At 69.9% G+C, this 12,922-nt stretch carries 10 protein-coding genes; 8 read left to right on the forward strand and 2 right to left on the reverse strand.

Annotated elements, in window-relative coordinates:
- Positions 1-62 precede the first annotated feature (62 nt).
- The gene (locus AC5JJ2_RS26025) at positions 63-545 is read right to left on the reverse strand and encodes a hypothetical protein (RefSeq protein ID WP_495860973.1); all 483 of its coding nucleotides are present in this window, start codon (positions 543-545) and stop codon (positions 63-65) included.
- A 109-nt stretch (positions 546-654) separates the two neighbouring features.
- On the opposite strand from AC5JJ2_RS26025, the gene AC5JJ2_RS26030 reads away from it, so the two are divergent.
- The 4 genes from AC5JJ2_RS26030 (at position 655) to AC5JJ2_RS26045 (ending at position 8,796) form a co-directional block, all read left to right on the forward strand.
- Positions 655-969, forward strand: coding sequence for a hypothetical protein (locus AC5JJ2_RS26030; RefSeq protein WP_495860974.1), 315 nt, complete (start codon positions 655-657; stop codon positions 967-969).
- A gap of 113 nt (positions 970-1,082) precedes the next feature.
- On the forward strand, positions 1,083-3,665 hold the full coding sequence (locus AC5JJ2_RS26035; protein ID WP_495860975.1) for a WD40 repeat domain-containing protein: 2,583 nt from the start codon (positions 1,083-1,085) through the stop codon (positions 3,663-3,665).
- Between the two features lie 164 nt (positions 3,666-3,829).
- Positions 3,830-6,247 carry a WD40 repeat domain-containing protein gene (locus AC5JJ2_RS26040; protein ID WP_495860976.1) on the forward strand — a complete coding sequence of 806 codons (2,418 nt, stop codon included), beginning with the start codon at positions 3,830-3,832 and terminating at the stop codon, positions 6,245-6,247.
- Between the two features lie 107 nt (positions 6,248-6,354).
- Complete coding sequence (locus AC5JJ2_RS26045) at positions 6,355-8,796, forward strand: WD40 repeat domain-containing protein (RefSeq protein WP_495860977.1); 2,442 nt, start codon at positions 6,355-6,357, stop codon at positions 8,794-8,796.
- A gap of 321 nt (positions 8,797-9,117) precedes the next feature.
- Here the strand turns inward: AC5JJ2_RS26045 and AC5JJ2_RS26050 are convergent, their stop codons facing one another.
- A complete protein-coding gene (locus tag AC5JJ2_RS26050) occupies positions 9,118-9,738 on the reverse strand; it encodes an HAD-IA family hydrolase (RefSeq protein ID WP_495860978.1) in 621 nt (206 codons plus the stop codon).
- Positions 9,739-9,815: 77 nt separating this feature from the next.
- Between AC5JJ2_RS26050 and AC5JJ2_RS26055 the strand changes: the two genes are divergently transcribed.
- The 4 genes from AC5JJ2_RS26055 to AC5JJ2_RS26070 all read left to right on the forward strand — a co-directional run bounded on the left by AC5JJ2_RS26055 (position 9,816) and on the right by AC5JJ2_RS26070 (position 12,705).
- Complete coding sequence (locus tag AC5JJ2_RS26055) at positions 9,816-10,562, forward strand: carboxylesterase family protein (RefSeq protein ID WP_495860979.1); 747 nt, start codon at positions 9,816-9,818, stop codon at positions 10,560-10,562.
- Positions 10,563-10,697: 135 nt separating this feature from the next.
- The gene (locus tag AC5JJ2_RS26060; RefSeq protein WP_495860980.1) at positions 10,698-10,874 is read left to right on the forward strand and encodes a hypothetical protein; all 177 of its coding nucleotides are present in this window, start codon (positions 10,698-10,700) and stop codon (positions 10,872-10,874) included.
- Positions 10,871-11,131, forward strand: coding sequence for a hypothetical protein (locus AC5JJ2_RS26065; RefSeq protein WP_495860981.1), 261 nt, complete (start codon positions 10,871-10,873; stop codon positions 11,129-11,131). The genes AC5JJ2_RS26060 and AC5JJ2_RS26065 overlap by 4 nt, the downstream gene beginning before the upstream one ends.
- Positions 11,128-12,705, forward strand: coding sequence for a Gfo/Idh/MocA family protein (locus tag AC5JJ2_RS26070; protein ID WP_495860982.1), 1,578 nt, complete (start codon positions 11,128-11,130; stop codon positions 12,703-12,705). The genes AC5JJ2_RS26065 and AC5JJ2_RS26070 overlap by 4 nt, the downstream gene beginning before the upstream one ends.
- Positions 12,706-12,922: the final 217 nt, after the last annotated feature.

A 12,922-nucleotide genomic window follows, 5' to 3' on the forward strand; every position in this document is an offset into this window, starting at 1 on the left:
CGTGAGTACTGGTCCCGTTGGACTTCCGAAGTCGAAGCCGGACTTCGGAAGTCGGGCCGCCGCTATTTCTTCGCCCGCTCGTCGCGGACGATACACAGGTCCGTCGAGAATCCCCAACCCGTCGTCGCGGCGCGAATCTCCACGTAGTCCCGCAACTTGTCGGGGTCACCCCTGAACCCGCCCGTCTCGTAGACGACGTACTTGAACTTCGCGTTCACCTTCGGCTTCTCGATCCCCGCACCCGCGTGGAAATGAAAAACCCGTTCCTCGGCCAGCTTCGTGCCGTTCACCGTTTGAACGCGGAGCAACGTGTGACCCAGATCCAGCTTCCTGTTCGTGTACGACTCGTCCGCCACCACGCCCTCGATCGTGACGATCGTGCCGAGCGGCTGGTCGAGACGGCCGATGACCGGGATCGTGTTCAAGTGCGCGGCGGAAATCGCTTTCACCTTCGGCTCCTTCTCGGCACGGGTCGGACCGATGGTCGAGAGGACCGTCACGGCGATGGCGGCCCCAAACAACAGGTAATGAACCCGCGACTTCATGACATCACCCTCGGCCCGGAGTAGCGCGTTCGCCCCCGCCGTTGCCAAGAATACCGCGACGACTCGTCGTTCACAATAAAACAGCCACCCACCCACGAGACCCCGCCCCATGACCGAATACGTTTGCCTCACGCTGCTCGGGCACGCCGGCGAGTCCACCGGCGCGTTCCAGTCGCGGCTGTACGCCTTCTGGACGCACGTCCTCCGCACCCGGCCGGCGGACTACGAGAAGGTCTACTCCGAGGCCGTCGAGTTCGAGGGCGAGGGCGACCGCCCGGCCCGCCGGTACATGGTGGAACCCGATGTCGCGGACGTGCTGGCGGCCGAACTCGACACCCAGGGCGTGGCGTACCACCCGGTAGACCGCGACGACCTGTACTCGAAGGCCGAGGCGTCGTCGTCGGAGTGGTTCCAGATCGAATAGTAGTAGGCACACTCGGTGTGCCGTCTCGTTCGTGCGCCCGGCGAGTTCGTCCGGGTCGCCGCGACCGACAGCAGACGGCACACGGCGTGTGCCTACTACTCTGAGGCCGACCCATGCTCCCGATGCTGGTGGCGTGCGTTCTCGTGTCGCCCCGTCTGGACGCCGACGGCGTGCCGCTGCCGCCGGAGGCGGCGCACCGCGTCGGGTCCGCCCGGTGGCGGCATCCCGGCTGGCAGGGGCCGCCGGTCGTCTCCGCGGACGGCCGGCACGTGTTCACGCACACCGACGACAACCGCGTCCTGGTGTGGGAGGCCGAGACCGGCCGCGTCCTGGACCGGATCGCCGTGCCGCCGTGGAAGGAGCAGGTCCAGGCGAAGCGGCCGCACCTCGGGAACCCGAATCTTACCCGGACGGTCGCCGTCCCGTTCGAGAGCAAGCAGCACCGGCGGATCGAACTTCTACCCGACGGCCGGCTGCGGGTCATCGACTTCGCCTACGGCAGTCTGTCGGTCCGCACGCTCGACCCGGCGACCCGCCGCGTCGGCGACGGGCTGACGATGGAAGTCCCGCTCGGCCAGACAGTGGAACTCACGCCCGACGGCCGGTTGGTGGCCGTTCACGTCATCGACGTGACGCGGAACGTCAGCATCGACCACGAGGCGCACGCGCTGAAGGTGTTCGACACGGCAACGAAGAAGCCGGCCTACGCCGTGCCGGTCGTGGACCGCGTTTACGCCTACGGGTTCAGCCCGGACGGGAAGCTGCTCGCCGTCTCGGACACGGCGTCGCTGCGGCTGCTCGACGCCGCGACCGGGAAGCTGGTGCGGACGCTGCACGCGGCCGCCGGGCGGCCGGTCCGCGGGCTGCTCTTCGCGCCGGATTCTCGGTCCGTCGCCGGTCGGGTGAAGGAATTAGTCGGGGACAAGCACGGCGTCACGATCTGGCGGACCGACGGCACGGCGATCCCGACCCGCATCTCGGCCTACTGGTACGCGCCACAGTCGCTGGCCTTCCGGCCCGGCGGCCGGCAGCTCGCGGTGAACACGGACGCCGCCACCTGGACGGTCGTGGACGCCGCGACCGGCCGGGCCGAATCGAACATCGCCGTGCCGCGGACGTTCCACCACGGCGGGGCCTACGCCCCGGACGGCCGGCGGTTCTACGCCGTCGGCGTCGGGTACGTCCGCGACGACCGGCCGTTCAGCGGGACGTTCCACGGCGGGTTCCTGCTGCCCATCGACGTGACGGCGACCCCGCCGGCCCCGGCGTTCGACCTGCGGCCGAACCGCCACCTGGGGGCGTTCGCGGCCGCCGGCGACTACGTCGCGATTCACGATTCGACGCTTACCCGCTGGCACGCGGCGACCGGCCGCGTCACCGAATCGCGGCTGCCGATCCACGTGACGCGGGAGCACCCCGAGTTCGCGTTCTCGCCGGCCGGCGACCGGTTCGCGCTCGCCGTCCCGCCGGACGCCGCGGGCACGCGGCTGGGGACCCTGGAAGTGGTGGAGCTGACGACCAACCGGCGGACCACGTTCGACGCCGGGAAGGCCGGGGCGCACAGCCCGGTCTTCTCCCCGGACGGCGCAACGCTGTTCGCCCACGGCGGGCGCGAGTTGGCCGGTTGGTCGCTCGCCACCGGCAAGCGGTTCGCCCGGCCGTGGCCGACGGTCCCGCTCGCGGCGGGTTCCATCGCCTCGCACTCCTTCGACGGGCGGTGGGCATGGGTGACGCCGATATCCCTACGTTCCGACAGCAAGCCATCGCCACCCGCCGACCCGTTCCGCGTGTACGACCCGAACGACCTGGCGAAGCCGGTCTGGGTGTTCCGGCCATCTGGTGGGGGGGACATCGCGCTGATGTCGGCCGACGGCCAGCGGGCGGTCGTGGCGGCCGACGGCGGGCGCGTCATCGAACTCTGGGACCGCGCCACGAACCGCCGGCGGTGGCGGACGCCCGTGACCGTCTACAGTTGGACCGCCTCCCCGGACGAGCGAACCTTGGCCGGCGTCCACGGCCCGGCGGTCGATCTGGTCGAAGTCGCGAGCGGCCGCGTCCGCCACCGGTTCGTCGGCCTCCGCGGCGACGCCCGCGACCCGAAGTTCTCGCCGGACGGTCGGCTGCTCGCGACGATCAGCCCGGACGCGCCGGTCCTCCTCTGGGACATCCGCGGCGAGTTGGCGAAGCCGCGGACGCCGCCGGACCTGTCGAGCGCGTGGGCCGACCTCGCGTCGGCGGACGCGGCCGTCGCGTTCCGGGCGATCCGCCGCCTCACGTGGTTCCCGGACCAGTCGCTGCCGCTGCTGACGGAGAAGCTGCCGCCGGCCGTCGGCGTCGCGGACGAGAAGTTGGCGAAGCTGATCGCCGCGCTCGACGCCCCGGCGTTCGCCGACCGGGACGCCGCGACGAAGGAGCTGAAGGCGCTCGCCGACCTCGCCGTGCCGCGGCTGGAGGCGGCGCTGAAGGCGACGGAGTCGGTCGAGGCGCGGTCGCGGATCGAGACGCTGCTCGAGGCCATCGCGAACCGGCCGCGGGACGGGGAGTACCTCCGCGTGGTCCGGGCCGTGGAGGCGGTCGAGTGGATGCGGACGCCGGCGGCGGCGGAGCTGCTCGCGGCGTGGGCCGGCGGGGCGGCCGGGGCGAAACTGACGACGGAGGCGACGGCGGCCCGCGACCGCGGAAATGTGAACAAATAGACATTATAGGTGTCGCGTGAACCCAGGTGGCGATTCCGCCACGGGGGCCACCCCGTGGCGGTGGCGGTGGTGGCGGTGTCGCCTGTCAACTTGGCAGGCCGCGACTTCCCCTCGCGTTCGCCCGGCGGGTGGTGTCTAATGAACCGCTCGCAGGAGGGCGGCCGATGCAGCGTTCGTTCGCGGTGGTGTGCGCCCTCTGGCTCGGCACCGCCGCCCCCGCCGCCGACCCGCCGCTGCCGAAGGGGACCATCGCCCGCCTCGGGTCGCCGCGGATGCGGTCGCAGTCCGGCTACTCCAACGGCCTCCAGTTCTCGCCCCGCGGCACGGCCGTCGTCCTCGCCGCCGGCAACGACGCCCTCTGGTGGTTCGACCCCGCCACCGGCGCGGCCCGCCACCGCCACGACTACCCGGTGAAGGAAATTCGCTGCGGCCGCCTCCACGACGACGGCACGCTGACGCTGTTCCACATGAAGGGCCAGGACGCGGCCGCGTTCTACTACGTCTCCCGGTTCGACCCGGCGAAGGGCAAAATCGTCTCCGAGGTCCGCGTCCCCATTTCCAGCGCGGACGAGGCGGCGTTCGACCCGCTCGCGCGGCGGGTGGCCGTCCGCCGGGAGAAGGCCGTCACCGTGTTCGACGCCGCGACCGGCGAGCCGCTCTGGACGGAGACCCTCGCCGCCGCCCCGGACCTCGGCCCGGCGTTCGTCGGCGACGGGTCGAAGGTCTTCGTCGTCGCGGACGGCGTGCTGCGGCTGTACGCCGCGGCCGACAAGAAGAAGGCCGTCGTACTCGACGACCCGGCCCCCGGCCGCGAACGCATGGAGGCGTACAACCACGTCGCCGGGTCGGCCGACGGCCGGCTCGTCGCCGCCACGTATCGGCAGCAGCGGGTGATCGTGTGGGACGCGGCCACCGGCAAGATTCGCCACTCGTTCGACAAGCAGAAGTCGGTCCTCGGCTTCACGTCGGACGGGTCGCGGCTGCTGACGGCGACGGACAACGACACGGCGGCCGTGTGGACGCTCGACACCGGGGCGAAGGACCGCGAGTTCCCGCTGCCCGCCGCGGACCGGGCGATCCTCTCGCCGGACGGCAAGCGGCTGGCCACGCAGCTGCACGACGCCGTACTCCTCCACGACGTTTCGCCGACCGGCGAGGCCAAGCTCGCGCCCGCGTCGGCGGACGTGCCGGGGCTGCCGGACCTGCTGCGGTTCGACGCCGACGGCTCCGTCGTCGGCCGCCTGCCGGACTGGGGCGGGTGGGTCGTGTGGACGGACCGCACGCCCCGCGGCGAGTTGCTCCGGCCGTTCGCGGCCGGGACCGTCCACGGCCTGTCGGCCGACCGCAAGCGGTTCCTGACGCTCGACGCCGGCACGTTCGTCGTCGGCGGGGCGAAGGGGCCGGGCGGGACGAAGTTCATCAGCGACGTGCCGGGCGGCGCGGCGGCGCACGTCGCGGCGCTGTCCGCGGACGGCACGGCGGCGGTTACGGCCCACAACGACGGGCTGACCCGGTTCGACGTGACGACCGGCCGGTCGCGGCTGATCCGCAGCCCGTTCCCGGACCGCGGGGGCGGCCTGGTGGCCGCGGTTTCCGCGGCCGGCCGCGTCGCCGCGACGGAAGGTTACGACGCCGTGACCGACGCCCGGTACGTGGAGGTTTACTCACTCGCGAAGGACGCCGCGGTCCGGAGCGTCCGCACCCCCGGCCCGGCCGAGCGGCTGGAACTGACGCCGGACGGCTCCCGGCTGGCCGTCGCGTTCACGACCTCCGACACGGAGAGCAACGTCAAGAAGAACCTGCTCGTCCTGGAAGCCGAGACCGGGACGGCGTTGTTGAAGCTCGGCCCGGCGGCGAAGGACGAGGGGTCGCCGTTCGCCCTCTCGACCGACGGCCGCACCGCCGTCTGGCAGGACCGCAACGAGTTGCACGTCTACGAGTTGTTGACCGGGCAGGTGCGGGCGAAGCTGCCGATGTCGCGGCCGGTCCACGCGCTGGCGCTGGCCGGCGACGGCCGGACGCTGGCGGCGGCGGCGGCCGGGTGGCCGGTCATCATGTGGGACATCGCCGGCGGCGCGACGTTCGCGCCGCTGACGGCCGAGGAGTGGCCGGCCGCGTGGGAGCAGTTCGCGAAGCCGGACGGGGTGAAGGCGTACCAGTTCGCCCGGCGGATGCACGCGACGCCGGCGGAGGCGGTGGCGTTCCTGAAGGCGAAGTTGACGCCGGCCGCGCCGCCGGACCCGGCCGTGCTGGCGAAGTGGATCGGCAAGCTGGACGCCCCGGCGTTCGCCGACCGGCAGCGGGCGGTGAAGGAACTGCGGTCGCTCGGCGAGTTGGCCGTGCCGGAACTGCGGCGGGTGCTGGAAACGACCGAGTCGGCCGAGGTCCGCGAGCGGATCGAGAAGCTGCTGTCGGCGGACGCGAAGCCGACGCCGGACGCGGTGCGGTCGGCGCGGGCGGTCGAGGTGCTGGAGTGGATCGGCACGCCGGCCGCGAAGGCGGCGCTGAAAGCGGCCGCCGCCGGCGCGGAGGGTTCGCGGCAAACGCGGGAGGCGGCCGCGGCGTTGGCTAGGATGAAGTGAAGGCAGAGGTCAGAAGTCAGAGCTCAGAGGTTAGAGATCAGAGGTCAGAACAGAAGCGCGGTTAGCGTGCGAGCCATCGGCTCGCACGCGTTCCTTTCGGGGGCGGCATGGTCCGGTTCGGCGCGGGCATACTCGCGGTCCTGCTGACGGCGCTGGTCGCGGCCGCGCAGCCGGCGCTGGTCCGCGAACTAGGCTCGAACCGGTTCCGCTACCCCGGCGCGATCACGCGGCTCGTCACGTCACCGAACGGGAAGTATGTCGCCGCCATCGGTTCCGCCGAAATTTGGGTCTACGACTTCGCCACCGGCCGCCCGATCTGGCGGTCGGTCGGCCGCGATACCTGCGAGAGATCACTCAATACGGCGTTCACCGCAGACGGCCGACTACTCACGTTCGACTTAGACCCCGACAGTGACGACGGCGTTGTCCTCCGGCACTACGACCTGCACTCGCGGCTGCCAGTCCTTTCCCTCAAACTCTCGCCTAACCCGGATTCAATTGTCAGAACGGCCTTTAGCCCAGATGGGACGCTGTTGGCCGTTTTGGGTCCGAAACAGGTGACACTCTACGACCCGACCACCGGCCGGGAGTTGAACCGCATTGCGGATCGGGAGGAGGACCGAGACGGATTATCCGCCGCTCACTTCGCGTCGGACGGCCGGACGCTGGCCGTGCAACGAGCCGGGAATACGATCCGTTTCTTCGACCGCACGACCGGCCGCGACCTTGCTTCCTTGAAGACGGAGGAGTCGCGTAGCGTCTCGTTCTCGCCGGACGGCGGCCGCCTCACGGTCGTGCAGGAGGACAACGCGGTCGTCACCCTCGATGTCCGCACCGGCACGCGGAAGACCTGGACGCCGAAGCAGCCTTACGACCGCGTCCTCGGGCTGCCGAACGACCAGCTCCTCGGCGTCGAGCTGTCGCGGATGCGGTTCGACATCTTGGACGCGGCGACCGGGAAGGTGCGGCGGTCGTTCCGCGGCCCGCCGGACCTGGGCGAGGTCAGCCTGACGCCAGACGGCAAGACGGTGCTGGTCCCCGGCAACGACGGCGGCATCACGCTGCTGGACGTGGCCACCGGCCGCCGGCTGCCGCAGTCCGCCGACACCGGCGAGTTCGCGACCCTCCGCTTCCACGGCCCCGACCGGCTGAGCGGGATGAACGGGCACGGCTGGACGCAGTGGAACCTGACGACCGGCACGCAACGGAAGCTGCCGGAGCGGGCGAGCAACTATTGGAGTGAGCTGTCCCCCGACGGCACGCGGCTGGCGTCGGTGATCGGCGAGCGTGAGGTGCGGATCACCGACGCGACGAGCGGGAAGGTCTTTCGACGACTGAAACTGCCGCCCAATGTGGATGTGGTGTCGCTCTGGTTTAAAGACCATGGACGACAAATAGGGATCGAGGCGTCTCAGGCGGTGTTGATCTGGGATTTGGCAACGAATCGGGTGCGGCGGGTCGCAACACCAACGAATCCGAATGCTACAGCGCCGGTACTGACATCGAGCGGCCGATGGTTCGGAGCGTGGAACTTGCCGCTGACCGACGCATCCGAATCTGCCGCACTTCGCATCTTCGATCTTGATGGCAGACAAGCCCCGCGCGATCTGAATCCGACGGGCGAGAACGGCGGGGGTGGCGTTCGCTTCACCACCGACGGCATTCAGCTCCTTCGCTGGTCTCCGAACAACCAAATGGAACTTGACGCGAATCCTTCTACCTCCACGATTGTTGAAATTCTCGACTCCGCGACCGTCCGGTGTCGGCGGCGCTGGGTCGGCGGGTTCGATGCTTTGCTAGACATCTCGCCGGACAACCGTGTCGTCCTAACCGCTAGCCTGGGGGACGGCGCGTTGCAACCCAACCGCCTCCGTGCCGTCGAGGTCGCCACCGGCCGCGTGCGGTGGGAACTGCCGGCGACCCACGGGTGGAACACCGACAGCGTCGGGTTCGCCCCGGACCTGCGGCGGGTGGCGGTCGGCACGTCGGACGGCGTCGTCCGCGTCTGGAACGCCGACGGCGACGCCGCCCCGCCCGTGCCGGACGTAACCGCGTGGGACGCGCTCCTCGACGCGGACGCGGCGAAGGCGTTCGCCGCCGTCCGTGCGCTGTCGGCCCACCCGCACGTCGGCCTGCCGCTGCTGGCGGCGAAGCTTCCGCCGGAATCGCCGCTGGACGCCGCGGCCGTGGCCGGATGGGTCCGCGACCTGGACGCGCCGGCGTTCCGCGTGCGGCAGGTCGCGACGAAGAACCTCGCCGCGGTCGCCGCCCGCGCCCGGCCGGCGCTGGAGGCGGCGCTGGCCGCGACGCCGTCGCCGGAGGCCCGCGAGCGGCTGATGGACCTGCTGGAGTCGCTGACCCGCCCCCGCCCGGCCGACGTGCGGACGATCCGGGCCGTCGAGGTAGTGGAGCGCATCCTCATGGATCGCGCCACGTCGAGCGAGACGCGGCGGACGGCCGTGGCGTTGTTACAGACGTGGGCGGCCGGGGCCGACGGCGCGACGCTGACGACGGAAGCGAAGGAGACGCTGAACCGGGTGAAGAAGTGAGGCCCGACTTCCGAAGTCCGGCTTCGACTTCGGAAGTCGATCCGGCGCGGGAGCATGGACGGCCGTGCGCCGGCGAGCGGGGGCGTCAGCCCCCTAATTCTCGTGGGACGTTCCTCTGAATCAGGGGCTGACGCCCCCCCGCTCGCCGTGAGCCTCCGGGTGTAAGCGAATGATTCCGGCCGACCCGGTGTTCCGGACCGGAATCATTAACATCAACGCCTGTAACTACTTCCGACGCGGCGGCGGATGATTCCGGTTTTTTGCAATGATTCCGGCGGAGGGTGGCAGCATTGGCCGGAATCATCATTCCGCGCCAACCGGCTACACGATCCCCGCCAACTCCGCCGGCGTTCGCACCACGTACTTCGGCCCCGTCGCCGTCAGCAGCGCCTCCGCGTGGAAGCCCCACGTCACGGCCGCGGCCGCCACCTTCGCCCGGTGCGCCGCCTGCACGTCGCGGCTCTCGTCGCCGACGTACAGCAACTCGGCCCGGCCGATCCGCTCCGCCTTCATGATCCGCCGCAGTGCCTTCGCCTTGCCGAACAGCCGCGGGTAGCCGACCACGAACGCGAAGTGCCGCTCGACGCCGTTCGCCCGCAGGCAGGCGCGGATCGCGTCCTCGCGGTTGGACGACAGGATGCCGAGCCGACACCCGCGGCCGGCCAACTCCGCCAGCACCTCCGGCACGCCGGCGAACAGCTTCAGCGTCGCCGCGTCGAGGGCCGCCTCTGCCTGGAACGCCCGGACCAACCGCGGCAACACCCAGAACCGCACGCCCATGCGGCGGAACAGCTCCTTCGTCGGCAGCGTCCGGGCCGTCTCCAGGTCGAGGTCGAGGTTCAGCTTGAACCGCGGCGCGATGCGCTTAAACACGGCGATGGAGTGCGCGAGCGAATCGACGAGCGTGCCGTCGAAGTCGAAGACGACGTGCGGGTACGGCATGGGTTCCTCCCGGCGGGTGCGTGACGCTCGCGGATTCTTTGCTACGCTATCAGAACCTTCCCCCGGAGTCCGTTCGCATGCTCCGCCTCTTCCCGCTGTTGGTCCTCGTCATGAGTGTGTCACCCGCCGCCGCGGCCGACAAGGGCACGTTCGTGGACAAGACGTTCAAGAACGCCGACGGCACGGAGTCGCCCTACGTCGTGTTCGTGCCGGCCAAGCACGACCCGGCGAAGCCGTCGCCGGTGCTTCTGTTCCTGCACGGGGCCGGCGAGACGAAGGGCGGCAAGATGATGCCGGTCGAGCAGGGCCTCGCCCCCCACATCAAGCGGCTGGAAGAGAAGAAGCAACCGTTCCCGTTCGTCACGATCATCCCGCAGGCCGAGGCGGTGAAGACGCAGATCCCCGGTCGGTGGCACCCGGAGAACCCGGACGGCAAGCGGGCGCTGGCGATGCTCGACGCCGTGGTGAAGGAGTACAACGGCGACCCGAACCGGCTGTACCTTTCCGGGTTGAGCATGGGCGGGTTCGGGACGTGGGCCATCGCCGCGGCGCACCCGGAGAAGTTCGCGGCCATCGCCCCGATCTGCGGCGGCGGCAAGGTCGAGTGGGCCGAGAAGCTGAAGGACCTGCCGATCTGGTGCTTCCACGGCGTCGAGGACAAGGCCGTGAAGGTCGAGCTGTCCCGCGAGATGATCGACGCGATCAAGAAGGCCGGCGGCAACCCGCGGTACTCGGAGATGCCCTATGTCGGCCACAACTCGTGGGACGCGGCCTATTCCCACGACGAGCTTTACTCGTGGCTCTTGAGCCACAAGAAGAAGTAGAATGAACTGACGCCCCCCATGCAAACCTTCCGCGACGTGGACCCGGCCGAGTTGCGAACCCCGTCGTCGCGACCGGTAGCTGATCCGGGCAAACTGGCCCGGCAAATATCACGGTACGGGCGATCGGTGGCCGGAATGCCGCCCCTAATTGTGTACGAGAGTACCGATGGCCACTTGGTCATTTACGACGGCGTGACCCGCGCCACACGGGTGGCTAAGCTGTTGCCGGGCCAATTCGTGCGAGTCGTGATCGTCGGTCGCTACCCTGGTGCGGCCGCCGGCCGGCCGACGATCAAGGAGACGCTGCCATGAAAACACCGGTTCAACAAGATTTGATCGCCGCACTCTCAGACGTTCTCGACCTCAACCCGGACATCCGGCTCGGCCAATTGATTGCTTTCATGGGCGACCTCGGCCAGCTCGAGTTTGAATACCACTTGGGCGACCTCGAAGACGAGCAACTGCTCACGGTCCTCGAACGCCACCGGGCCAACTTGCTCGCCACAGGCCGTATGCTCCCGCAACTACCGGAATCGACCTCAGTACCTCTTCTCACGGAGACCCCATGACCACCCCGAAGAAACCGAACCGCCGCGGGTTCCTGCAGACGGCCGCCGTCGCCGGGACCGCGATGTCGCTGACCGCCAAGTCCTACGCCCAGGTCCCCGGCGCGAACGGGGCCGCCCGCATCGCGTTCGTCGGCGTCGGCGGCCGCTGCCAACAGCACATCGACGTCATGCTCCGCCGCAAGGAACTGGCCAAGGACGTCAACCTCGTCGCCGCGTGCGACGTGTGGGACGGCGACCAGTCCAAGGGCAAGGGCAAGGGCCAGGGCCTCCAGCCGTCCGCCAAGCGGATGGGCGTCACCGAGGCGTCCCACATCGTCAAGGACTACCGCAAGCTGCTCGAACTGAAGGACGTGGACATCGTCTTCATCGGCACGCCGGACCACTGGCACGCGAAGCAAACCATCGACGCGATGGAGGCCGGCAAGCACGTCTACTGCGAGAAGCCGATGACCCGCACCATCGCCCAGGCGCAGGCGGTGGTCGATGCGTGGAAGAAGACCGGCAAGGTCATGTCCGTCGGCGTGCAGAGCATGGCCGACCCGACGTGGCAGAAGGCGAACGACCTGGTGAAGGCCGGGAAGATCGGCCACGTCATGCAGGCGCAGACGCGGTACTACCGGAACTCGCTCGTCGGCCAGTGGCGGTACTACAACCTGACGAAGACGATGACGCCGACGACGGTGGACTGGGACCTGTTCCTCGGCCACCAGTTCGAGGTCGCCGGCGAGAAGCTCGGGCCGACGCCGGAGCAGATGCCGTTCGACCGGGCCGTGTACGCCCAGTGGCGGTGCTACTGGCCGTTCGGCGGCGGCATGTTCACCGACCTGTTCGTCCACCAGGTCACGCACCTGATCGCCGCGATGGGCGTCCGCTACCCGCGGCGGGTCGTCGGCGGCGGCGGGCTGTACCTCGAGTACGACACCCGCGACGTGCCGGACGTCAGCATGGTCTGCGCCGACTACGACGAGGGCTGCCAGATGTTCGTGACGGCCACCATGTGCAACGACTACCCGATCGACGAGTGCATCCGCGGGAAGACGGGGACGATCAAGTTCGTCCCGCTCATCGGCGACATCATGAAGGGGTTCGAGGTGATCCCGCAGGACGCGTCCGGCCGCGCCCGCGGCCCCGGCGACGCGCAGACCGCGAAGGGCGAGATGGTCGAGGGCGGGTTCGAGGGCGTCGGCGGGTACGAGCCGACGAAGGACGGGGCGTCGGCGAACGCCGCGCTGACCTACGCCCTGTGGGACAACTTCCTGAAGTGCGTGGCGGCCGGCAACCAGGGGACGCTGAGCACGCCGGAACTCGGGGCGGCGGCGTTCAGCACGGTCGCGATGGGCGTGCAGAGCTACCGGACGGACAAGGTGCTGTACTGGGACAAGGAGGCCCGCAAGGTGGGCGAAGGCGACGGCTCTTGGGCCGCGAACTGGGAGAAGCGGAGCGAGCAGCGGGGCAAGCCGAACCAGATTCAGGGCTGGTCCGGCGGCGACGCCGGCAGCAGCATCACGTCGCCGGAAGACTTCAAGCAGCTCGCCGGCCCGTGGGTCAACGGCAAGGATCCGGCCGGCGAGTAATTCGAGCGCGGAGCTCGGCACGCGGGGCGCGGGGGTGAAACTCGCGGCCCGCGTTTTTCATTTCACCCGGACCTTGCGCATCTTACCCAGTCGGAGTCGTGCCGGGCCGCCCCCCCCCGCGCGCCGCCGCCCGGCCGCCCCCCGAAGGATTAGGCGGCCCCGAGTATAGGGAGAAAACCGCCGCGCGGGTGACCCCGCCGGGGTGGGGTAATGTGGA

This window comes from Limnoglobus sp. (assembly GCF_059499385.1).